Origin of the sequence: Mesorhizobium sp. B2-8-1, from assembly GCF_006440955.1 — a bacterium.
GTDB lineage: Bacteria > Pseudomonadota > Alphaproteobacteria > Rhizobiales > Rhizobiaceae > Mesorhizobium.
Map to the genome: position 1 here is coordinate 104353 of NZ_VFTX01000010.1, position 23304 is coordinate 127656.

Annotated in this window: 21 protein-coding genes; 19 read left to right on the top strand and 2 right to left on the bottom strand. The window is 64.4% G+C overall.

Annotated features, from left to right (window positions below; genetic code table 11):
* Positions 1–17 precede the first annotated feature (17 nt).
* From FJ428_RS23450 to FJ428_RS23470, 5 genes are all read left to right on the top strand, one after another.
* Positions 18–539, top strand: a complete 522-nt coding sequence (locus FJ428_RS23450; protein WP_140517610.1) for an RNA pyrophosphohydrolase — start codon at positions 18–20, stop codon at positions 537–539.
* Positions 540–631: 92 nt separating this feature from the next.
* Entirely contained in the window at positions 632–1771 is a 1140-nt protein-coding gene (gene alr, locus FJ428_RS23455) for an alanine racemase (protein WP_140880342.1), read from the top strand.
* A 275-nt stretch (positions 1772–2046) separates the two neighbouring features.
* A complete protein-coding gene (gene rnk, locus FJ428_RS23460) occupies positions 2047–2469 on the top strand; it encodes a nucleoside diphosphate kinase regulator (protein WP_140880343.1) in 423 nt (140 codons plus the stop codon).
* A gap of 14 nt (positions 2470–2483) precedes the next feature.
* The gene (locus FJ428_RS23465; protein WP_140880344.1) at positions 2484–3026 is read left to right on the top strand and encodes a nucleoside-diphosphate kinase; all 543 of its coding nucleotides are present in this window, start codon (positions 2484–2486) and stop codon (positions 3024–3026) included.
* A gap of 123 nt (positions 3027–3149) precedes the next feature.
* Positions 3150–4406 carry a D-amino acid dehydrogenase gene (locus FJ428_RS23470; RefSeq protein WP_140493047.1) on the top strand — a complete coding sequence of 419 codons (1257 nt, stop codon included), beginning with the start codon at positions 3150–3152 and terminating at the stop codon, positions 4404–4406.
* Positions 4407–4630: 224 nt separating this feature from the next.
* Here FJ428_RS23470 and FJ428_RS23475 read toward each other — a convergent pair whose 3' ends face one another.
* Positions 4631–5512, bottom strand: a complete 882-nt coding sequence (locus tag FJ428_RS23475) for a LysR family transcriptional regulator (RefSeq protein WP_140517524.1) — start codon at positions 5510–5512, stop codon at positions 4631–4633.
* Between the two features lie 222 nt (positions 5513–5734).
* On the opposite strand from FJ428_RS23475, the gene FJ428_RS23480 reads away from it, so the two are divergent.
* Together FJ428_RS23480 and FJ428_RS23485 are read left to right on the top strand one after the other, a co-directional pair.
* On the top strand, positions 5735–7231 hold the full coding sequence (locus FJ428_RS23480) for a CoA-acylating methylmalonate-semialdehyde dehydrogenase (RefSeq protein WP_140880345.1): 1497 nt from the start codon (positions 5735–5737) through the stop codon (positions 7229–7231).
* A gap of 345 nt (positions 7232–7576) precedes the next feature.
* Positions 7577–7876 carry a hypothetical protein gene (locus FJ428_RS23485; RefSeq protein ID WP_140517526.1) on the top strand — a complete coding sequence of 100 codons (300 nt, stop codon included), beginning with the start codon at positions 7577–7579 and terminating at the stop codon, positions 7874–7876.
* An 85-nt stretch (positions 7877–7961) separates the two neighbouring features.
* On the opposite strand, the gene FJ428_RS23490 is transcribed toward FJ428_RS23485, so the two are convergent.
* Entirely contained in the window at positions 7962–8606 is a 645-nt protein-coding gene (locus tag FJ428_RS23490) for a GntR family transcriptional regulator (protein ID WP_224518934.1), read from the bottom strand.
* A gap of 116 nt (positions 8607–8722) precedes the next feature.
* Between FJ428_RS23490 and FJ428_RS23495 the strand changes: the two genes are divergently transcribed.
* From FJ428_RS23495 to FJ428_RS23550, 12 genes are all read left to right on the top strand, one after another.
* On the top strand, positions 8723–9616 hold the full coding sequence (locus FJ428_RS23495) for a dihydrodipicolinate synthase family protein (protein WP_140880346.1): 894 nt from the start codon (positions 8723–8725) through the stop codon (positions 9614–9616).
* Between the two features lie 48 nt (positions 9617–9664).
* Positions 9665–10957 carry an FAD-binding oxidoreductase gene (locus FJ428_RS23500; protein ID WP_181167378.1) on the top strand — a complete coding sequence of 431 codons (1293 nt, stop codon included), beginning with the start codon at positions 9665–9667 and terminating at the stop codon, positions 10955–10957.
* A 16-nt stretch (positions 10958–10973) separates the two neighbouring features.
* The gene (locus FJ428_RS23505) at positions 10974–11975 is read left to right on the top strand and encodes a 4-hydroxyproline epimerase (RefSeq protein ID WP_140554899.1); all 1002 of its coding nucleotides are present in this window, start codon (positions 10974–10976) and stop codon (positions 11973–11975) included.
* A 335-nt stretch (positions 11976–12310) separates the two neighbouring features.
* On the top strand, positions 12311–13213 hold the full coding sequence (locus tag FJ428_RS23510) for a branched-chain amino acid ABC transporter permease LivH (RefSeq protein WP_140493067.1): 903 nt from the start codon (positions 12311–12313) through the stop codon (positions 13211–13213).
* 4 nt (positions 13214–13217) lie between these two features.
* Positions 13218–14816 carry a high-affinity branched-chain amino acid ABC transporter permease LivM gene (gene livM, locus FJ428_RS23515; RefSeq protein WP_140880347.1) on the top strand — a complete coding sequence of 533 codons (1599 nt, stop codon included), beginning with the start codon at positions 13218–13220 and terminating at the stop codon, positions 14814–14816.
* Entirely contained in the window at positions 14816–16318 is a 1503-nt protein-coding gene (locus FJ428_RS23520) for an ATP-binding cassette domain-containing protein (RefSeq protein ID WP_140580111.1), read from the top strand. The genes livM and FJ428_RS23520 overlap by 1 nt, the downstream gene beginning before the upstream one ends.
* A complete protein-coding gene (locus FJ428_RS23525) occupies positions 16318–17046 on the top strand; it encodes an ABC transporter ATP-binding protein (protein ID WP_140493077.1) in 729 nt (242 codons plus the stop codon). The genes FJ428_RS23520 and FJ428_RS23525 overlap by 1 nt, the downstream gene beginning before the upstream one ends.
* A 17-nt stretch (positions 17047–17063) precedes the next feature.
* Positions 17064–17411 carry a DUF6867 family protein gene (locus tag FJ428_RS23530; RefSeq protein ID WP_140493080.1) on the top strand — a complete coding sequence of 116 codons (348 nt, stop codon included), beginning with the start codon at positions 17064–17066 and terminating at the stop codon, positions 17409–17411.
* Positions 17412–17548: 137 nt separating this feature from the next.
* Positions 17549–18667 (top strand): branched-chain amino acid ABC transporter substrate-binding protein, encoded by a 1119-nt coding sequence (locus FJ428_RS23535; protein WP_140517531.1) that lies wholly within the window; start codon positions 17549–17551, stop codon positions 18665–18667.
* A 273-nt stretch (positions 18668–18940) separates the two neighbouring features.
* Positions 18941–22399: a pyruvate carboxylase gene (gene pyc, locus FJ428_RS23540; RefSeq protein WP_140880348.1), complete on the top strand. Its 3459-nt coding sequence runs from the start codon at positions 18941–18943 to the stop codon at positions 22397–22399.
* A 166-nt stretch (positions 22400–22565) separates the two neighbouring features.
* The gene (locus tag FJ428_RS23545; RefSeq protein ID WP_140493089.1) at positions 22566–22826 is read left to right on the top strand and encodes a DUF2312 domain-containing protein; all 261 of its coding nucleotides are present in this window, start codon (positions 22566–22568) and stop codon (positions 22824–22826) included.
* Positions 22827–22858: 32 nt separating this feature from the next.
* The gene (locus FJ428_RS23550) at positions 22859–23299 is read left to right on the top strand and encodes a hypothetical protein (RefSeq protein ID WP_140517533.1); all 441 of its coding nucleotides are present in this window, start codon (positions 22859–22861) and stop codon (positions 23297–23299) included.
* Positions 23300–23304: the final 5 nt, after the last annotated feature.

Genomic DNA, 23304 nt, shown 5'->3' on the forward strand with positions numbered 1-23304 from the left:
GCTTGAAAGACTGAATGATGCCGAAGACGAAGAAGGTCGACCGCGAGACGCTGCCCTACCGTCCCTGTGTCGGGCTGATGATCCTCAACGCCGAGGGCCTGGTCTGGGTCGGCCATCGCATCGCCGAGCCGGACAGCGAATTCGCCGGCACCACGCAGCTCTGGCAGATGCCGCAAGGCGGCATCGACAAGGGCGAGGAGCCCCTGCAGGCGGCGGAGCGGGAGCTCTATGAGGAGACCGGCATGCGCAGCGTCTCGCTGCTCGCCGAGGCGCCGGACTGGATCAACTATGATCTGCCGGACAACCTGGTCGGCGTCGCCTTCAAGGGGCGCTATCGGGGTCAGACGCAGCGATGGTTCGCTTTCCGCTTCCATGGCGATACCAGCGAGATCCAGATCAATCCGCCGCCCGGCGGCCACACCGCCGAATTCGACAAATGGTCGTGGCGGCCGATGCAGGAGCTGCCCGACCTGATCGTGCCGTTCAAGCGCAAGGTCTATGAAGACGTGGTGACGGCGTTCCGTCACCTTGTGCCATAGCCGGACGGGCCGCGGCCGCGGTTCAAACGCCAGCGGTTGCCGCGCCGGTTCGACCGTCTTATTGATGTCCATCCGCCACAAGAAGGGCCGCCATGCACGACGCCCCCAAAAGATCGCTGCCCGAGGAAGCCGACGCCACAAGCGAGGCTGCTGCCGGGGCCATCCTCACCATCGACCTTGGCGCGATCCGCGAAAATTACCGGCGGCTGAAGGCGCGGCTGGGCGGCGTGCGCTGCGCGGGCGTGGTCAAGGCCGACGGCTACGGTCTCGGCGCCGCGCAAGTGGCATCGGCGCTGATGAAGGAAGGTTGCGACATCTTCTTCGTCGCGCTGCTGTCCGAAGGCATCGCGCTGCGCAAGGCGGTGGGGGCCGGACCGGACATCTACGTGCTGAACGGGCTGCCGCCGGGTTCCGAGCCGGAAGCGGTGGCGGCTGGCTTGTGCGCTGTCATCAACAGTGGCGCACAGTTGCAAGCCTGGCGCGCAGCGGCACACCGCGCCGGGCGCCGGCTCCCGGCTGCCGTCCAGGTCGACAGCGGCATGTCGCGGCTTGGGATGGCGCCAGCCGAGGTCGAGGCGGTGGCCGGGGATGTCGGCGCTTTCGATGGCATCGACGTCAGATATGTGATGAGCCACCTGGCCTGCGCCGATGAACCGCGCCACCCGGCCAATGAACAGCAGAGGCTGGCATTCGCGCGGTTGCGTGCCATGCTACCCGTGGCGCCGGCCTCGCTCGCCAACTCCTCCGGCATCTTTCTAGGCCCGCTTTATCATTGCGATCTCGCCCGGCCCGGTGCCGCCCTCTACGGCATCAACCCGACGCCTGGCGAAGCCAACCCGATGCTGCCCGTGGTCGGGCTGCAGGCCAAGGTGGCGCAGACGCGCAGTGTCCAAAAGGGCACTGGCGTCGGCTATGGCCACAGCTACCATGCGCAGGGCCCGCTCAGCCTGGCGACGATTTCATTCGGCTATGCGGACGGCTGGCTGCGCCGCTCCGCTTCGGCCGCATGGTTCGAGGCGGTGCGCCTGCCTTTCGTCGGGCGCGTGTCGATGGACTCGATCATTCTCGACATTTCCGCCTTGCCGCCCGGCCGGCTCGGAGAGGGCGACCTGGTGGAGTTGCTAGGGCCCTCACAGAGCGTCGACGATGCTGCCGACCATGCCGGCACCATCGGGTATGAAATCCTGGCCAGCCTCGGAACGCGTTTTCACCGGCGCTATCTGGGCGGTTGAGTGGTTTGGCCGCGCTTGACAAGCGGGCGCCATTCGGCAAGCTTTGGCACATGAGCAAGCTCGCTTATATCAAAACCTTCTTCAGGGTCTGCCCGATCGCGGGATCGTAGCCCCGGCGCGGCCGCCTTCCGGCGTCCGTCCGTACCGGGGCATCCATACATCCACAATCGCCATCAAGCCGAACAGCCCTTCGCGGCTGCCGGCCTTTCATCACGCCGCCGCCAGCGCGCCGGCAGGCGCGCATCCGCTCGATGCGCCGGTCCATGAGGTTTGCCATGCAACACGCGAAAGAACTGCGTCCAAACAGCCATCTTCTGATCAGCGACGCCGACCATGACAGGCTGACGGGCCTGGCCAGGGCTTTGCTCGATCGCGCGCCCGAGATGGCCGAGGAGCTGCTTTCGGAAATGGACAGGGCCGTCGTCACGAACGCGGCGGCGATGCCGGCCGGTGTGGTGCGAATGGGTTCGACGGTGATCGTGCGCGGCGAAAGCGGCGACGCCCAGCGCATCATGCTGGTCTACCCGGGTGAGGCCGACATAGCCGAGAACCGCATTTCGGTGCTGACGCCGATGGGAACCGCGCTTATTGGCGTCAGCGTTGGGCAGTCGGTTTGCTGGAACGGTCGTGGCGGTCGGGAACTGTCGGTAACCGTCGAGGCCGTCGATGCGCCGGCTTCCGGCCCGCGACGAGCTTGATGGCGGAGGCGGTGATGACGAGCACGAATTGCTGCCTGACGACGAAGGACTTCGCCGTCCTCGAAGTCATGCTGGAGCGCCGGCGGGCGTTCGCGGATCCGATCGTGCGCATGCTCGAACACAAGCTTTCACGCGCCGATGTCGTGCCGATCGATTCGGTCGGCCCCGACATCGTTACGCTGAACAGCAGGGTGGTGTTCGGCGTCGATGCCGGTCCCGCCGAGACGCGAACCCTGGTGCAGCACGAGGTGCGCGGGCCGGTCGGCTCGAGCCTGTCGGTCGCAACGAGGCGCGGGCTCTGCATGCTTGGCATGGCGCAAGGCCAGACGGCAACGGTCGAACACGCCGACGGCAGGCGGGAGTCGATCCTGATCAAGGCCGTGCTTTACCAGCCGGAAGCTGCCCGGCGCACGGTCAGGCAGAAAGACCAGGCTGACGCGCGGCGACCGCACGGGCCCAGGCTCGTCTACAGTGCCGCAGCCGATTGGCGGCCTCTTGGCGAGACGGCCGGAATGCGGCAGACAGAAGAAGACGACCCCGGTCCCTCGGCGGCGTGAATGGGCAACGGCGCGTGGTCTCGAAGATCGACATCGATTTTCGCTCGGGATCATGCGCAAATCAAAAATACGGCCGCGTCCACGGGCGTCCTGAGGACGCTCGGCGCGGCAAGGAGTGAATGAATGAAAATCATGGTGCTGGGCAGTGGCGTGATCGGGGTGACCACGGCCTATTATCTCGCCGAGGCTGGCCACGAGGTGACCGTGATCGACCGCCAGAAAGGGCCGGGACTGGAAACCAGCTTCGCCAATGCCGGCGAGATTTCGCCCGGCTATGCCTCGCCTTGGGCCGGGCCCGGTATCCCCCTCAAGGCGATCAAATGGCTGCTGATGAAGCATGGTCCGCTGGTGGTGCGGCCGGCCTTCGATCCACATATGTGGACGTGGCTGGTCAAAATGCTGCGCAACTGCACCGCCGAACGCTACGCGGTCAACAAATCGCGCATGGTGCCGCTGGCCGAATACAGCCGCGACACGCTGAAGGCGCTGCGCGAGGCAACCGGCATAGCCTATGACGAGCGGACGCAGGGCACGCTGCAGCTGTTTCGCACGCAAAAGCAGCTCGACGGCACATCAGGCGATGTCGAGGTGCTGAAGAGATATGGCGTGCCCTACGAAATTCTCGACCAGGACGGCTGCATCGCGGCGGAACCGGCTCTGGCCGCGGTGCGCGAAAAATTCGTCGGCGGCCTGAGGCTGCCGGGCGACGAGACCGGTGACTGCAAGATGTTCACCGACAGGCTGGCCGAGCTTTGCGTGGCACGCGGGGTCAAGTTCGAATACGACACGACGATATGGCGCGTCATCCGCAGCCGCAACCGCGTCAACAATATGAGCACCAGCAAGGGCTGGCTGACCGCCGACGCCTATGTGATGGCGCTGGGCAGTTATTCGTCGGACTTCATGCGCCGGATGAAGCGGCCGATCCCGGTCTATCCGGTCAAGGGCTATTCGATCACGGTGCCGATCAAGGATGCCGCCGCCGCGCCGGTGTCGACGGTGATGGACGAAACCTACAAGGTCGCGATCACGAGGCTCGGCGACCGCATCCGCGTCGGCGGCACGGCCGAGATTTCCGGGTTCGACCTCCGGCTGCACGAATCGCGACGGCGCACGCTCGAACACTCGGTCGGCGACCTGTTCCCGGGAGCCGGCGCCATGCGGGAGGCGACGTTCTGGTGCGGCCTGCGGCCGATGACGCCGGACGGGCCGCCGCTGATCGGGCGCACGGAGCTTTCCAATCTCTACCTCAACACCGGCCATGGAACGCTCGGCTGGACCATGGCTTGCGGCTCGGCCAAGGTGCTGGCCGACATCATCTCGAACAAAGTGCCCGATATCGACGCCCGCGCGCTGGCGCAGGAGCGCTATCTGAAATAGACGCCGCCCGCTCGCCATCGGCGGGCGCGGCCGGGGGATATCGCGTCAGAACGCCTGTTTCACCCAGCCCTCGTAGAACAGCAGCCGGTAAGCCCACCGGATGGTCACTTCGGTGGCGACCGATTGGAATGGGCGAGATACTCGTCATCTGGCGAAGAAGGCGGGGTCGAGCACCATCATGCCGTTCTCCGTGTCGTGGAAGAAGCTGCGATGGCCGACATGCGTCAGACGAAAAGATTTCTCTCCCGCTCCACCGCCTTTGTAATGAAGGAGGCAACGATCTGGACGCGGCGCAGCGGCCTGACCGATTCGTGATAGACCAGCCAGTAGGCACGGCGGATGGGAGCCACCACGTCGACGGCCACCAGTTCCGGCATCGAGCGGGCGACGAAAGTGTGCAGGATGCCGATGCCGGCGCCCGACCGCACCGCTTCGGCCTGCCCGAGCGCGGAGGAAATGGCGAAGCTGGTGCGCCAGTCCGCGCTGAATTCGGCGGCGTAGTCGAGCGATGGGCTGACGATGAGGTCCGGCACATAGCCGATCAATGTGTGCCGTCCCAGCTCGGCAGCGGTCTGGGGCAGGCCGTGGGCTTCAGCATAGGCACGCGAGGCAAACAGGCCGAGCGAGTAGTCGACCAGCTTGCCCGCTACCAGCCGGCCCTCGGTCGGCCGCTCGACGGTGATGGCAATGTCGGCCTCGCGGCGAGACAGGGAGAAGGAGCGCGGCACCGGTACGAGCTGAATCGTCAATTCACGGTGCAGCGCGGTCAGTGCGCCGAGGCGCCGGGCGAGGAACGCGACGCCAAACCCGTCCGGCGCGCCGATCCGCACCGTGCCCGAAACGTCGTCGCCTTCGCCTGATATTGTCGAGCGGGCGGCGATCATGTCGCCCTCCATGCGCTCGGCAATGTCGAGGAAGCGCTCGCCGGCGGGCGTCAGCTCGCTGCCGGTGGTCAGCCGGCGAAAGAGTTTCGTGCGCAGCGCGTCTTCAAGTGCGGCGATGCGGCGCGAGACGGTGGCGTGATTGAGTTCCAGGCGCCTCGCCGCGCCAAGGATTTGCCCGGCGCGCGCCACGGCGAGAAAGATGCGGACGTCATCCCAGTTCATGGGGATGGTCCGGATGACAATTTTCAATGTCGCGTTCTGTGGTGAAGGAACTCAACCTGCCAATCCTTGGGCGTCGTCTTCGTGATCCTTCCCATTTGCGAGAATTGATGCTCTCCCGTCAACCGTTGTCTATTTTCCGCACAACGGTTGCGTTCTCCCTCGCGTTGCCATCGGCGTGCCAAAGGCGGACAATGCACCATCACAAACCCAGGGAGAGACATCATGATCGAATACGGTCATTTCATCGGCGGCAAGCGTGTCGCCGGCACCAGCGGTCGCAAGCAGGACGTGATGCAGCCGATGGACGGCTCTGTGCGCGGCACGGTGGCGCTGGCCTCGCAGGCGGAACTGCGCGCGGCGGTCGAGAACGCCAAGGCGGCGCAGCCGAAATGGGCCGCGACCAACCCGCAGCGCCGCGTGCGCGCCCTTATGAAGTTCCTTGAACTGGTCGCCCGCGACTATGACGAACTGGCCGACATCCTGGCGCGCGAGCACGGCAAGACGATCGCCGATGCCAGGGGCGACATCCAGCGCGGCCTCGAAGTGGTCGAGGTCTGCATCGGCGCGCCGCACATGATGAAGGGTGAATTCACCGACGGTGCCGGCCCCGGCATCGACGTCTATTCGATGCGCCAGCCGCTCGGCGTCGTCGCCGGCATCACGCCGTTCAACTTTCCGGCGATGATCCCGCTGTGGAAGATCGCGCCGGCGATCGCCTGCGGCAACGCCTTCATCCTGAAGCCTTCCGAGCGCGACCCGGGCGTGCCGATCCGCATCGCCGAGCTGTTCATCGAGGCGGGCCTGCCTGCCGGTATCCTCAACGTCGTCAACGGCGACAAGGAAGTCGTCGACGCCATCCTTGACGACCCCGATATCAAGGCTATCGGCTTCGTCGGCTCGACGCCGATCGCTCATTACATCTATTCGCGCGGCACTGCGTCGGGAAAACGCGTGCAGTGCTTCGGCGGCGCCAAGAACCACATGATCATCATGCCCGACGCCGACATGGACCAGACCGTCGATGCACTGATCGGCGCGGGCTACGGATCGGCCGGCGAGCGCTGCATGGCGATCTCGGTGGCGGTCCCTGTCGGCAACGACACCGCCAACCGGCTGATGGAAAAACTGGTGCCGCGCGTCGAAAGCCTGAAGGTCGGCCCCTCGACGGATTCCGCCGCCGATTTTGGCCCGCTGGTCACCGCTCAGGCGCTGGAGCGGGTGAAGGGCTATGTCGATATCGGCGTCAAGGAAGGCGCCAAGCTGGTCGTCGACGGTCGCGGCTTCAAGATGCAGGGCTACGAGAACGGCTACTATATGGGCGGCTGCCTGTTCGACAACGTCACGTCGGACATGCGCATCTACAAGGAAGAGATCTTCGGGCCGGTGCTGTCGGTGGTGCGCGCGCCGACCTACGAGAACGCCATCAAGCTCGCCAATGACCACGAGATGGGCAATGGCGTCGCCATCTACACGCGCGACGGCGACGCCGCGCGAGACTTTGCTTCCAGGGTGCAGGTCGGCATGGTCGGCGTCAACGTGCCGATCCCGGTGCCGATCGCCTACTACACGTTCGGTGGCTGGAAGGCGTCGTCCTTCGGCGATCTCAACCAGCACGGTCCGGACGCGTTCCGCTTCTACACCAAGACCAAGACGGTCACCTCGCGCTGGCCGTCCGGCATCAAGGACGGGGCCGATTTCGTCATCCCGACGATGAACTAGCCGGACGCTTGTCCGATAGCGCGTCCTCGCCTTCGGCTGCGGGCGCGCGGGCCGGCATCAAGGACGGGGCCGATTTCGTCATCCCGACGATGAACTAGCCGGACGCTTGTCCGCTTGCGCGTCCTCGCCTTCGGCTGCGGCCGCGCGGGCCGGCAGGACCACCCAAAAATCTACGGCCCGAGTCCCCTGGCTCGGGCCGTTTATTTTGCAAACGCTAATGTGATGGAACCGGCGAGGGCGCCAGGACTTAGAGCTACGATCCTGCCCTGGAGGAGGCATGGCAGGCAACCAGAGCGCCGACGGCTGACCGTTAGCATCGCATCGTCGGGCGCAAGGAGGTGTCCGATGGCACAACGTCTTATGTCCATGCTGCTATGCGCCGCGGCGGCGCTATCGATAGGGCCGGCGAATGCAGCCGGCCAATGTGCGGCACGCGCCGACATCGTCAAGGCGCTCGGCGAGAATTTCCACGAAAGCGAGGCCGGGCGTGGCCTGATCAATCCCAACGTGGTGCTTGAGGTGTTCGTTTCCGAACAGGGCAGTTGGACCGTCCTCGCCTCCGACACCAAGGGCCAGAGTTGCATCCTGTCCGTCGGCGAGGGCTGGGACAGCCCGACGATCAAGGCGGCCTTGCCAGGAGCCTGAGCCTCATCGCGTCGAAGCGGTTCAGGCGACGCGTAGTCTTGGGCATGCACTGTCCTGAACCGAGGTCGGTGTCGGGCGGTATGCTTCAACGTGTGGCGGCCGCCTCGGCATGGGCGCGCAGCAATGCCATCAGCCGCTTGGCATCCTTCGCGGCGGCTTCCTCGTCACCGTCGACAATCGAGCGGATCAGCGCGACGTGATGCTCGGCCGATTCCGCCAGGCCGGTATCGGCCTTGTAGCGGAACCAGAAGCGGCGGCTGTGGGTCTGCAGCGGGGCAGCCAGCCTGGCCGCGAACGGGTTGTCGGCAGCCCGCGCCAGCGCCTCGTCCAGCGTCTTGTCGGCCTGGATGAAGGCAAGCACGTTGCCGGAGATGACAGCCTTCTGCATGGCAAGCGCGGCATCGTGGAAGAGGTCGGCTGCGTCGCGGGTGACGAAGCGCGCCGCGGAGCGGGCCAGCACCACCTCGACGCCGCGGCGCGCGTCGAGGACGCGCAGCCAGTCGCCGGGGTGCAGCGGCGCGATGGCGATGCCTGCGCGCGGCCGCACGTCGAGCAGTCCTTCCCAAGCCAGCCTCTGGATCGCCTCGCGCACCGGCGTACGGCCGAGCGCCAGCTTCTCGATCAGGCCGCCTTCAGTGACGAAACTCGCCGGCGCCAGTTCGAGCGTGACAATCATATGCTCGAGCATACGGTAGGCCTTGGTCGCAGCTGGCTCGAACGCAGCGCTCATTTGCATGGATATCAAAGGCGGTCTCCTGATATATTTTGCATATATCATAGGAGAATCCGTGTTGACAGCGGCTTTCTTAATAGATATACGGCTGATATATCAGAGGAGCGATGACCATGTGGACCGGAGTTTTCCCAGCCGTCACGACTAAATTCACCACGGACGACCGCCTCGACCATGCCGAGATGGAGCGCTGCTTCGGCTTGCAGATGGAGGCCGGCTGCGACGGCATCATCGTCTGCGGATCGCTCGGCGAAGGGCCGATGCTGTCCCATGACGAAAAGATTGAAGTGCTGAAAACCGCGCAGAAGGTGGCTGGCAAGAAACCGGTGCTGCTGACGGTGAACGAGGCCGGGACACGCGAGGCCGCCAGCATCGCCCGCCGCGCCGCCAAGGAAGGCGCCAACGGCCTGATGGTGGTGCCCAGCCCGATCTACCATACCAATGCGGAAGAGACGGTGGCGGCGCTGCGCGCCGTCGCGGAGGCCGGCGACTTGCCGGTCATGATCTATTCCAACCGGCTCGCCTACCGCGTCGATGTCACCGTCGACCAGATGGAGGAGCTGGCGTCGGACAAGCGCTTCGTCGCCATCAAGGAATCCTCCGACGACATCAGGCGCTCGACCGAGATCATCAATCGCCTGGGCAGCCGCTACGACCTGTTTACCGGCGTCGACAATCTCGCTTTCGAGGCGCTGTCGGTGGGCGCCATCGGCTGGGTGGCCGGTCTCGTCACCGCCTTCCCGCGCGAGACGGTGGCGATCTACCAGCTGATGCAGCGGGGCCGCCGCGAAGAGGCGCTCGCCATCTATCGCTGGTTCCGGCCGCTGCTTGATCTCGACGTCTCGACCTATCTGGTGCAGAACATCAAGCTTGCCGAGGTGTTCGCCATTCAAACCAACGACCGCGTCCGCATGCCGCGCCAGCCGCTGTCGGGCGAGCGCCGCAAGGCGGTCGAGAAGATCGTCAAGGACGCACTGGCGGTGCGGCCGACACTACCGGCGTTCTGAGGCTTTCTTCCGAGAGGCGGCGCCCAGGTGACAGGAAGTTCCAAATCGATGGAAGCGCGGCGGCGCCCCGCCCTGCGGGCGCCTTCCCCCCGTGAACAGGGGGAAGCAATGGATATCGCCATCGTCGGCGGCGGCATCATCGGCATCTGCGCGGCGGCGTTTCTTGCCGAGGCGGGGCGAAACGTCACGGTCTACGACCGCACCGGCATCTGCGAGGAGACGAGCTCCGGCAATGCCGCCGCCTTCGCCTTTTCCGACGTGCTGCCACTGGCGCACAAGGGCATGCTCCGGCAATTGCCGAAATGGCTGGCCGATCCGCTCGGCCCGCTCGCCATCCCGCCCGCCTACCTGCCGAAGCTGCTGCCCTGGCTGATCCGCTTCTGGCGTGCCGGCTCGGCGAAGCACTACGAGGCTGGCCTGGCGGCGCAGGCCGCAATGATGGCGCTCGCCGAGGCCGAATGGATGGGCCTGCTCGACCGCTCCGGCACGAGGCGGATGCTGCGCGAGGATGGCTCGCTTGAACTCTACGAAAGCGAAGCCGAATTCCAGGCCTCGCTGTCCGGCTGGGCGGCGCGCCAGCGCTTCGGTATCGGCTTCCGCCATGTCGGCGGCGAGGAGCTGGCGGAGCTGCAGCCCGGCCTGTCGCCGCGTTTCGGCAAGGGCACGTTCGTGCCGGGCTGGAAGACGGTCGCCGATCCAAAACTGCTCGGCAAGGCGATCTGGGACTATGCGCAATCCAAGGGCGCGCGGTTCGAGAAGGCCCGCATCGCCGGCGTCGCCGCGGACGGGAACGGCGCGACGTTGACGCTGGCCGACGGCACGACGCGGCAAGCCCGGCAACTGGTCGTCACCGCCGGCGCCTGGTCGCATCTGCTGGCGCGGCAGCTCGGCGACCGCATTCCGCTCGAAACCGAGCGCGGCTACAACACGACGTTGCCAAAGACCGCCTTCGAGGTGAAGCGGATGCTGATTTTCTCCGGCCAAGGCTTCGTCATCACGCCGCTCGACACGGGCCTGCGCATCGGCGGCGCGGTCGAGCTCGGCGGCATCGAGCGGCCGCCCAACTACGCGCGCTCGAAGGCGCTGCTGCGCAAGGCGCAAGACTTCCTGCCGGGCCTCGATCCTTCGGGCGGACGCGAATGGATGGGGTTTCGTCCCTCGCTGCCGGATTCATTGCCTGTCGTGGGCCGCGCATCGGGAAGCCGGCCGGTGGTCTACGCTTTCGGCCACGGCCATCTTGGCCTGACCCAGGCTGCTGCGACGGGACGGTTGATCCGCGAGCTTGTCCTGGGGCAGACTCCGCCGATCGACGTGGCCCCCTTCAGTCCACAACGGTTTTGATTTTTCGAGGAGCGTCATGGCCAGGAAATCCTTCTTCTGCATCGACGGCCACACCTGCGGCAACCCGGTGCGGCTGGTCGCCGGCGGCGGCCCGCTGCTCCAGGGTTCGACGATGATGGAGCGGCGCGCACATTTCCTGGCCGAATATGACTGGATCCGCACCGGCCTGATGTTCGAGCCGCGCGGCCACGATGTCATGTCCGGCTCGATCCTCTACCCGCCGACGCGTGAGGATTGCGACATCGCCATCCTGTTCATCGAGACCTCGGGCTGCCTGCCAATGTGCGGCCACGGCACCATCGGCACGGTGACGATGGCCATCGAGCACGGGCTGATCAAGCCGACGACGCCCGGCGTGCTCAGGCTCGACACACCGGCCGGCCTGGTCATCGCCGAATACAAACAGGTCGGCGAATATGTCGAAGAGGTGCGCATCACCAACGTGCCCTCCTTCCTCCATGCCGAGGGCCTGACGGTCGAATGCCCCGGGCTCGGCGAGATCGTCGTCGACGTCGCCTATGGCGGCAATTTCTACGCCATCGTCGAGCCGCAGAAAAACTATCGCGACATGGCAGACCATTCGGCGGGCGACCTCATCGCCTGGAGCCCGGTGGTGCGGCAGCGGCTCAACGAGAAATACTCTTTCGTGCATCCGGAGAATCCGGGTATCAACCGGCTGTCGCACATGCTGTGGACCGGCGAGCCGACGGTGTCGGGTGCGGACGCGCGCAATGCGGTCTTCTACGGCGACAAGGCGATCGACCGCTCACCGTGCGGCACGGGCACCTCGGCACGCATGGCGCAGCTCCATGCCAAGGGCAAGCTCAAGGCCGGCGATGCGTTCGTCCATGAATCGATCATCGGCTCGCTGTTCAAGGGCAAGGTTGAAAAAGACGTCACGGTCGCAGGCAAGCCGGCGATCATTCCCTCGATCGGCGGCTGGGCGCGCATGACCGGGCTCAACACGATCTTCATCGATGACCGCGATCCGTTCGCGCACGGCTTCGTCGTCAAATAGGCGATTCATCACGCTGCGGAAGGTCGGGAAGGACAAAAAGGATTGCTGTCACGAGCGCAACGAATCGTCTCATCAACTTATTTTGACGGCGATTTCTTCGAAATGGAGCGCATGATGACGCTTAATCGTCAAAGACATTGCGTTATGCCAATGATAGGGTCCGCGATAGTCCAGGGGGCGGGTGCGAAAAAACGGGCAATCGAACGGCGTGCAGTCGGAAACACGCATGACGATCAAAAAATGACGTTGCAATCCCGCCTCGAAACTTTACGACTAGGGGAAATACGAAAAGGAATGCGTCTGCATGGGCGACATTCCAGGGGAGCCATGTACACATGCAGTATTTTGTCCAGCAGCTTATCAATGGGCTGACGCTGGGATCGATCTATGGGCTGATCGCGATCGGCTACACGATGGTCTACGGCATTATCGGCATGATCAACTTTGCTCATGGCGATATCTTCATGGTGGGCGCTTTCACGGCGCTGATCGTTTTCCTCATCCTGGGTGCCCTGTTCTATTCGGTTCCCGTGGTCATCGCGCTGCTGGTGATGATGATCGTGGCGATGCTGCTGACCAGCCTCTACAACTGGACGATCGAGAAGGTGGCCTACCGGCCGCTGCGCGGCTCGTTCCGGTTGGCGCCGCTGATCACCGCCATCGGCATGTCGATCGCGCTGTCGAATTTCGTGCAGGTGACGCAAGGCCCGCGCAACAAGCCGATCCCGCCGATGGTGTCGAAGGTCTACAACATCGAAGGCATCAGCGTGTCGCTGAAGCAGATCATCATCGTCGTCGTCACCGCGTTGCTCTTGGTGTTGTTCTGGTACCTGGTCAACAAGACCTCGCTTGGCCGGGCGCAGCGCGCCTGCGAGCAGGACCGCAAGATGGCGGCGCTGCTCGGCATCGATGTCGACCGCACCATCTCGATCACCTTCATCATGGGCGCGGCACTTGCCGCCGTCGCCGGCACGCTGTTCCTGATGTATTACGGCGTCATCGCCTTCTCGGACGGCTTCGTGCCCGGCGTGAAGGCATTCACCGCAGCGGTGCTGGGCGGCATCGGTTCGTTGCCGGGCGCGGTGCTGGGCGGCCTTTTGATCGGCTTCATCGAGAGCATGTGGTCGGCCTATTTCTCGATCGACTACAAGGATGTCGCCGCCTTCTCGATCCTGGCTATCGTGCTGATCTTCCTGCCTTCCGGCATTCTCGGCCGGCCAGAAGTCGAAAAGGTCTGAGATCATGGCCGTCACCGTATCTCCCGAGCGCGACACCGTCGCAGCCACGCCCATGCAGCGCGCCTTGCGCGAGGCCTTCTATGCCGGTGCCATCGCGCTCGGCCTGTTCGTGCTGTTCATCGGGCTCAAGACCGACCAGAACATCTCAAACGAGCTGATCCTGGTGCAGCGCTGGGGCCTGCTCGCCGCAGTGGTCATCGCCACCGCCGTCGGCCGCTTCCTCTATGTCGCCTACGGCCAGCCCTTTTTGGCCAACCAGAAGATCGCCGACGTCGCCACCGGCTTGCTGCCGGCCAGCGTGGCGTCGCGCTTCTTCCTCTTTCCAGCCTTCATCGTGGCCGTCATCGTCGCGGCGCTGCTGTTCGTCTTCAGCAGGTCTCTCGCCGGCTGGGTAGGGGCGGAGCCGGCCGGCTATCTGCAATTCCTGCGCGCCCTTGCGGTCATCTACGCGCTGGCCTGCGTGATCTACTATTTCCGCGGCTTCATCCATGCCAACTTCACAAAACTCGGCATCGCCGCACTGGTGCTCTATCCGATGATTGTCGTGGGCATGCTGTCGCTGATGTCGTGGTCGCTCGTCGGCGGGCTGCAAGGGTCGCTGAAATGGGTCGATAATTTCGGCATCCAGATCCTGATCTATGTCATGCTGGCCTGGGGGCTGAACATCGTCGTCGGTCTGGCCGGCCTGCTCGACCTCGGCTATGTCGCCTTCTATGCCGTCGGCGCCTATGCCTATGCGCTGCTCGGCACGCATTACGGCCTCTCCTTCTGGATCCTCCTGCCGGCCGCAGGCGCCATGGCCGCCTTCTGGGGCGTGCTGCTCGGCTTTCCGGTGCTGCGCCTGCGCGGCGACTACCTGGCCATCGTGACGCTTGCCTTCGGCGAGATCATCCGGCTGGTGATCATCAACTGGCGCGAGGTGACCAATGGCTCGGCCGGCATTTCCGGCATCCCGAAGGTCACCTTCTTCGGCCTGATGAGCTTCAACGTCTCGGATCCGAACTACATCGGCAAGGTGCTGAACATCGCCACATCGAGCGCCTATTACAAGATCTTCCTCTATTACCTCATCCTGGGGCTGGCGCTGCTCACCGCCTTCGTCACGGTCAGGCTGAGGCGCATGCCGGTCGGCCGCGCCTGGGAAGCCTTACGCGAGGACGAGATCGCCTGCCGCTCACTCGGCATCAACACCACGACCACCAAGCTGACCGCCTTTGCCACCGGCGCCATGTTCGGCGGTTTTGCCGGCTCGTTCTTCGCCGCCCGGCAAGGCTTCGTCAGCCCCGAATCCTTCGTCTTCCTGGAATCGGCCATCATCCTGGCCATCGTCGTGCTTGGCGGCATGGGATCACTGGTCGGCATTGCCGTCGCGGCTCTGGTCATGATCGGCGGCACCGAGGTGCTGCGCGAACTCGACTTCCTCAAGCAGGTCTTCGGACCCGACTTCACGCCGGAACTCTACCGTATGCTGCTGTTCGGCATGGCCATGGTGATCGTCATGCTGTGGAAGCCGCGCGGCTTCGTCGGCAGCCGTGAGCCGACCGCCTTCCTCAAGGTGCGAAGGGCTGTCTCCAGTTCCTTCACCAAGGAGGGGCACGGCTGATGAACGCGAACCCCTCCATGAACGACGCCATCCTGAACGTCGAACACCTGTCGATGAAGTTCGGCGGCCTGGTCGCGATCGGCGACCTGTCCTTCACCGCCAGGCGCGGCGAGATCACCGCGCTGATCGGGCCCAACGGCGCCGGCAAGACCACCGTGTTCAACTGCATCACCGGCTTCTACAAGCCGTCGGAAGGCATGATCACGCTCACCCGGCAGGACGGCTCGATCTACCTGCTCGAACGGTTGCCCAACCATGAGATCCCGGCGCGCGCCAAGGTGGCGCGCACCTTCCAGAACATCCGCCTGTTCTCGGGCATGACGGTGCTCGAGAACCTGCTCGTTGCCCAGCACAACAAGCTGATGAAGGCTTCGGGCTATACGGTGCTCGGCCTGTTCGGCTTCAGCGGTTACCGCAAGGCCTCGGCCGAATCCGTCGAACTTGCCAAGCACTGGCTTGAGAAAGCCGATCTGGTCGACCGCGCCGACGATCCGGCCGGCGACCTGCCCTATGGCGCGCAGCGGCGCCTCGAGATCGCGCGCGCCATGTGCACCGGCCCGGAGCTTTTGTGCCTCGACGAGCCCGCCGCCGGTCTCAATCCAAAGGAATCGGCCGCGCTCAACGACCTGCTGATGGACATCAAGAACAACACCGGCACCTCGATCCTGCTGATCGAGCACGACATGTCGGTGGTCATGCAGATCTCCGATCACGTCGTGGTGCTGGAATACGGCCGCAAGATCTCCGACGGCAATCCGCAGTCGGTGCGCACCGATCCGCGCGTCATCGCCGCCTATCTCGGCGTCGACGACGAGGAGGTCGAGACCGTGCTGACCGAAGTCGGCGACGAGGACGTCATCGAGCAACTCGATACCGGTCCCGATGCCGCGCATGGTCCGGGAACATCGTCGTCCTATCTCGCCGGCCCGGTGAGCGACACGGTCGGCCACAGCGAAGGCGAGCGCATCACGGTGTCGAAGGGCGCCTCGAAGGCGGCGCAGGTCGATGCGCGGGCGGCGAGCGTTGCGGCCAAGGCTGTCGCGCCAGCACCTGCTTCGCGGACCAAGCCGGTGGCGAAGCCGGCCACCAAGGCGAGTGTCAAGACAGGGGCCAAGACGCCGGCCGCGAAGGCCGCGGGCATCTCGAACCGCCTGGCGGCGCCCCGCGGCGGCAAGGCCGACAATCTCACCCGCATCAAGGGGATCGGCGCGGTCAACGAGAAGAAGCTCAACGAACACGGCATCTTCCACTTCGACCAGATCGGCGCCTGGAAGAAGGCCGATGTCGAGGCCGTCGAAGCGTATCTCGCCTTTGACGGACGCATCGCCCGCGAAGAATGGGTCAAGCAGGCCAGGCTGCTGAGCCAGGGCAAGGACACGGAATTCTCGCGCCGCGTCGACGCCGGCAAGGTGGCGACGAGCCATGCTTCCGGTAAGCAGGCAGCAAAGCCCGCGACAGGAGCGGGCAAGCCCGTTCGGGCCAAGCGCGGAGGGGGCAAGTGATGGCCGGGAAGACGCTGCTCGATATCAAGGGCGTGCAGACCTATTACGGCAACATCCGTGCGCTGAACGGCGTCGACGTCACCGTCAACGAGGGCGAGATCGTGGCGCTGATCGGCGCCAACGGCGCCGGCAAATCGACGCTGATGATGACCATTTTTGGAGCGCCGCGCGCCCGCGCGGGCACCATCACCTTCGCCGGCGCCGACATCACCCAATTGCCGACGCACGAGATCGCGCGCTTGCGCATTGCCCAGTCGCCGGAAGGCCGGCGCATCTTCCCGCGCATGACGGTGATGGAAAATCTGCAGATGGGCGCCAGCCTCGACAACCTCAAGCACTATGACGAGGACGTCGAGAAGGTGTTCGCACTGTTCCCGCGCCTGAAGGAGCGCATCGCCCAGCGCGGCGGCACGCTGTCGGGCGGCGAGCAGCAGATGCTGTCGATCGGGCGCGCGCTGATGGCGCGGCCGAAGCTGCTTCTGCTCGACGAGCCGTCGCTCGGTCTTGCGCCGCTGATCGTCAAACAGATCTTCGATGCCATTCGCGAGCTGAACCGCACGCAGGGGCTGACCGTGTTCCTGGTCGAGCAGAACGCCTTCGGCGCGCTGAAGCTGGCGACGCGCGGCTATGTCATGGTCAACGGCAATGTGACCATGAGCGGCACCGGCAAGGAACTGCTCGCCAATCCGGAAGTGCGCGCCGCCTATCTCGAAGGCGGCCATCACTGAGTTCAGGAGTCCTTACCATGCAAGGCATTCTCTACGAGGAACCGTCCATCTGGCAGTTCTTCTTCGTCACCTGCCTGCTCGGCGGCTGGGCGGCATGGATGACCGGCAAGGCCAGTGCCCAGACCTGGCGCAGCTTCGTCCAGCTGTTCGCCTATCTGCTGGGTCTCGGCATCGGCATCCGCTTCATCCATCACGCGCTGTTCAACGGCACGATGTTCTCGCTGCATTACTATGTCGTCGATACCATCGTACTGATGATCCTCGGCTTCGTCGGCTATCAATACACACGAACCAATCAGATGGTGACACAGTATAATTGGCTCTACGAAAGAGCTTCAATCTTGAGCTGGAAACCGAAAGGTTGACGTTCATCATTAACGCCGTTTCGGGGATGAATCGGCGTGACAAGTGCCTGAAAATCGGCAAACTATGCTTTCTGCGATAAGGGTGGGCATCGCATGAAAGCTTCATCCACGCCCACTCCGTTAATGGGAGCGTTTAAATGAAAAAATCACTTTTGTCCGCCGTCGCCCTGACCGCGCTGATCGCGTTCAGCGGCAATGCGTGGGCTGATCTAATGGTCGGCGTTGCTGGCCCGATCACGGGTCCGAATGCCGCCTTCGGCGCACAGTTGCAGAAGGGCGCGGAGCAGGCGGTCGCCGACATCAATGCGGCGGGTGGCATCAACGGCGAGCAGATCAAGCTCGAAGTCGGCGACGACGTCTCCGATCCGAAGCAAGGCATCTCGGTCGCCAACAAGTTCGTCGGCGACGGCGTCAAGTTCGTGGTCGGCCACTTCAACTCGGGCGTCTCCATTCCGGCGTCGGAAGTCTACGCGGAAAACGGCATCGTCGAGATTACGCCTGCCGCGACCAACCCCCAGTTCACCGAGCGCGGCCTGTGGAACGTGTTCCGCACCTGCGGACGCGATGACCAGCAGGGCGGCATCGCCGGCGGTTATCTGGCGGCCAATTTCAAGGACGCCAAGATCGCCGTCGTGCACGACAAGACCACCTACGGCCAGGGCCTTGCCGACGAGACCAAGAAGGCTATGAACGCCAAGGGCGTGAAGGAAGTCATGTATGAAGGCGTCAATGTCGGCGACAAGGACTTCTCGGCGCTGATCGCCAAGATGAAGGAAGCCGGCGTCTCCATCATCTACTGGGGCGGCCTGCACACTGAAGCCGGCCTGATCATCCGCCAGGCGGCCGACCAGGGCCTCAAGGCGACGCTGGTTTCCGGCGACGGCATCGTGTCGAACGAACTGGCTTCGATCGCTGGCGACGCGGTCGCGGGCACACTCAACACGTTCGGCCCGGACCCTCGCCTGATCCCGGCCAACAAGGAACTGGTCGAGAAGTTCCGCGCGCAGGGCTTCGAGCCGGAGGCCTATACGCTCTACGCCTACGCAGCCATGCAGGCGATCGCCGAGGCAGCCACCGCTGCCAAGTCCAACGACCCGCAGGAAGTTGCCAAGGCGCTGCATGAGAAGGGTCCGTTCAAGACCGTGCTCGGCGACCTCTCCTACGACGCCAAGGGTGACCCGACGCTGCCCGGCTACGTCATGTACGAGTGGAAGAAGGGCGACGACGGCAAGTACACCTACGTCCAGAAGATGTAAGCCTGTCCGCATTGACTTCACGGAATGCCCGGCGCCTCGCGCCGGGCATTTTCTTTTACGGAAGCAGCGATCGCGCGTTTATTATCTGGCAAAGATCCTCGTTTTGAGGCCAGCGGCGGCTTTCCCTGATGTTCAGCCGTTTGGGGCCACGCTCAAGGCGAAGACTCGGGTTTAAATCGGTTTAAACGCGCGTCAAATTTTGTTTGCACTGCAGCATTTTCACGCTAATCATGGCGCCGCTTGCTCTTCCCTTCCGCTGCTGGAGCCCAATCCTTGGCCATCACGAAGATCCTCGTCGCCAACCGGTCCGAAATCGCCATCCGCGTGTTTCGCGCGGCCAATGAACTCGGCCTCAAAACGGTGGCGATCTGGGCCGAGGAGGACAAATATTCGCTGCATCGCTTCAAGGCCGACGAGAGTTACCAGGTCGGGCGCGGGCCGCACCTCAACAAGGATATGGGGCCGATCGAAAGCTATCTCTCGATCGAGGAGGTGATCCGCGTCGCCAGGCTGTCGGGCGCCGATGCGATCCACCCCGGCTATGGACTGCTTTCGGAAAGCCCCGAATTCGCCGAGGCCTGTGCCGAAGCCGGGATCACCTTCATCGGGCCCAAGCCGGAGACGATGCGCCGGCTTGGCAACAAGGTCGCGGCGCGCAATCTGGCCATCGAGGTCGGCGTGCCTGTCATTCCCGCCACCGATCCGTTGCCGGACGACATGGAGGCGTTCAAGAAACTTGCCACGGAGATCGGCTATCCCCTGATGCTGAAGGCTTCGTGGGGCGGCGGCGGCCGCGGCATGCGCGCCATCCGAGCCGAGGCCGATCTCGCCCGCGAGGTCACGGAGGGCAAGCGCGAGGCGAAAGCCGCCTTCGGCAAGGACGAGGTCTATCTCGAAAAGCTGATCGAGCGCGCCCGCCATGTCGAAGTGCAGATCCTGGGCGATACCAGTGGCAATGCGGTGCATCTGTTCGAGCGCGACTGCTCGATCCAGCGCCGCAACCAGAAGGTCGTCGAGCGGGCGCCCGCGCCCTATCTCAGCGAGGAGCTGCGCCAGGAGCTGTGCGGCCATGCGCTGAAGATCGCGCGCGAAACCAGCTATATCGGCGCCGGCACGGTCGAGTTCCTGCAGGACGCCGACACCGGCAAGTTCTATTTCATCGAGGTCAATCCGCGCATCCAGGTCGAGCACACCGTCACCGAACAGGTGACGGGCATCGACATCGTCAAGGCGCAGATCCACATTCTCGACGGCTTCGCCATCGGCACGCCGGAATCGGGCGTTCCGGCACAAAAGGACATCAGGCTGAACGGCCACGCGCTGCAGTGCCGCATCACCACCGAGGATCCCGAGCACAATTTCATCCCGGACTATGGCCGCATCACTGCCTATCGCGGCGCCACCGGCTTCGGTATCCGCCTCGATGGCGGCACCGCCTATTCGGGCGCGGTCATTACCCGCTTCTATGACCCGTTGCTGGAAAAGGTGACCGCATGGGCGCCGACGCCGGCCGAGACCATCGCACGCATGAACCGGGCGCTGCGCGAATTCCGCATCCGCGGCGTGGCCACAAACCTGACTTTCCTCGAAGCGATCATCAATCACCCGAACTTCGCCGACAATTCCTACACGACCAAGTTCATCGACACGACGCCGGAGCTGTTCGAGCAGGTCAAGCGCCAGGACCGCGCCACGAAGCTGCTCAACTATCTTGCCGACGTCAGCGTCAACGGCCATCCCGAGACGCGCGGCCGGCCGCAGCCGAAAGCCGATGCCGCCGCACCCGTGGTGCCCTACCTCAACGGCAATGTGCCCGGCGGCAGCAAGCAGAAGCTTGACGTGCTCGGTCCGGAAAAATTCGCCGCCTGGATGCGCACGCAAAAAGAGGTGCTGGTCACCGACACGACGATGCGCGACGGCCATCAATCCCTGCTGGCGACGCGTGTGCGCACGCACGACATCGCCGGCATAGCGGGCACCTATGCGCGTGCCCTGCCGCAGTTGCTTTCGCTTGAATGCTGGGGCGGCGCCACTTTCGACGTCGCCATGCGCTTTCTCACCGAGGATCCCTGGGAGCGGCTCTCGCTGGTACGCGAGGCGGCGCCCAACCTCCTGCTGCAGATGCTTCTGCGGGGCGCCAACGGCGTCGGCTACACCAACTATCCCGACAATGTCGTGCAGCATTTCGTCAAACAGGCGGCATCAGGCGGCATCGACCTGTTCCGGGTGTTCGACTGCCTGAACTGGGTCGAGAACATGCGCGTCGCCATGGACGCGGTTGGCGCCGAGGGGAAGCTGATCGAGGCCGCGATCTGCTACACCGGCGATATTCTCGATCCCACGCGGGCGAAGTACGACCTGAAATATTATGTCGGGCTGGCGAAAGAGCTCGAGGCGGCCGGCGCCCATATCATAGCGGTCAAGGACATGGCCGGGCTGTTGAAGCCGAGCGCCGCGCGCGTGCTGTTCAAGGCGCTGCGCGAAGCGACAGACCTGCCCATCCATTTCCACACACACGATACATCGGGGCTCTCAGCGGCAACGGTTCTGGCGGCGGTAGAGAGCGGCGTCGACGCCATCGACGCGGCGATGGATGCGTTCTCCGGCAACACCTCGCAGCCCTGCCTCGGCTCTATCGTCGAGGCGCTGAAGGGCACCGAGCGCGATCCCGGGCTCGACCCGCAATGGATCCGGAGGATCTCCTTCTATTGGGAAGCGGTGCGCAACCAGTATGCCGCCTTCGAAAGCGACCTCAAGGGGCCGGCGTCCGAAGTTTACCTGCACGAGATGCCGGGCGGACAGTTCACGAACCTCAAGGAACAGGCGCGTTCGCTTGGGCTGGAGACGCGCTGGCACGAGGTGGCGCAGACCTATCACGACGTCAATCTGATGTTCGGCGACATCGTCAAGGTGACCCCGTCGTCCAAGGTGGTCGGCGACATGGCGCTGATGATGGTCAGCCAGGATCTCACCGTCGCCGACGTCGAGAACCCGGCGAGGGACATCGCCTTCCCGGACTCGGTCGTCTCGATGCTGCGCGGCGATCTCGGCCAGTCGCCTGGCGGCTGGCCGCAGGCGCTGCAGGAGAAAGTGCTGAAGGGCGACAGGCCGATCACGGCGCGGCCGGGCTCGCTGCTGAAGCCGGCAGACCTCAAGGCCAGCCGCAAGGAGATCGAACGGAAGCTCGAGCGCAAGCTCAGCGAATACGAGTTCGCTTCCTGGCTGATGTATCCGAAGGTCTTCTCGGACTTCGCGGCCGCGCAGGAAACCTACGGTCCCGTCAGCGTGCTGCCGACGCCGACCTATTTCTACGGCATGAAGCCCGAAGACGAGGTGTTCGTGGACATCGAGAAGGGCAAGACGCTGGTCGTGCGCTGCCAAGCGATCGGCGACGTGGACGACAAGGGCATGGTCACCGTGTTCTTCGAACTCAACGGCCAGCCGCGCCGCGTCAAGGTGCCCGGCCGGGCGCATGGCGCGTCCGCCGCCAAGGCAAGGCGCAAGGCCGAACCCGGCAACGAGGCGCATGTCGGAGCGCCGATGCCGGGCGTCGTCTCGGCGCTCGCGGTGGCCGCCGGCCAGGCCGTCAAGGCCGGCGACGTGCTGCTCTCCATCGAAGCGATGAAGATGGAAACGGCGCTGCATGCCGAGCGTGACGGCACGGTCGCCGAGGTGCTGGTCAAGGCCGGCGACCAGATCGATGCCAAGGACCTGCTGATCGCCTTCAATTGAGAGCTCGCAAGAGAGAGGCACAGACTGTCGGCTTCTGTCGGCAGCCCTGACGGCCTGTTCGATAACCGCTTGACCCGCGGTCCCTGGTCGGGCATCGAACCGCAGAAATTTGCGGCGGCACGGTTCCCCCGAGTCGCGGCGAAGCACCGATTTTTTGGAGAAAAACATGGCCGACGATATCACAGAGACCAGCCAGACTGTTGCCGCCGGCCAGTTGCGTGCCTTCATCGAGCGCATCGAGCGGCTCGAGGAGGAAAAGAAGACCATTTCCGACGACATCAAGGAAGTGTTCGCCGAGGCCAAGGGCACCGGCTTCGACACCAAGGCGATGCGCGCGATCATCCGGCTGCGCAAGAAGGACCAGGCCGAGCGCCAGGAGGAGGAGTCCATCCTGGACCTCTACAAGGCCGCCCTCGGCATGGTGTAAGGCGAGGCATCTCGTGACGTCCGGGGTCGGCGATGAGTGAGTTCGACTTCGGCGGCCGAAGGGCCTCGGAGTTCCGCCAACGCGGCTTCTGGACGCTGTTTGCCGAGCGTCACCCGGAAGAAAGAACCCGGCTGGCGAGGCGAGGGCCCTGGTTCTGGCAGCGCGGGCTGCCGGAATTTGCGCTGGTGCTCTCCATGTACGTGGCGCCGAGCGAGAATGTGGTCGGCGTCTTCTTCGGCCGTAACGAGAAGCTTGGCGCAACCGACGTCTGGGTGCGCCTCAAGCCGTTTCAGCCGGCGATCGAGGAACGGCTGAAGCTCAGGCCGGAGCAGAGCGCACAAAACCTCGGCATCAATTCACAGTGGCGGGTCAACTGCTTTGCCGAGGACAATTGGCCGGCCATGACCGACTGGCTGGTGACCGAATGCTCGCGGTTCGAGTGCGCCGTCACCGAAGTTCTGGGACAGGGATAGACCGC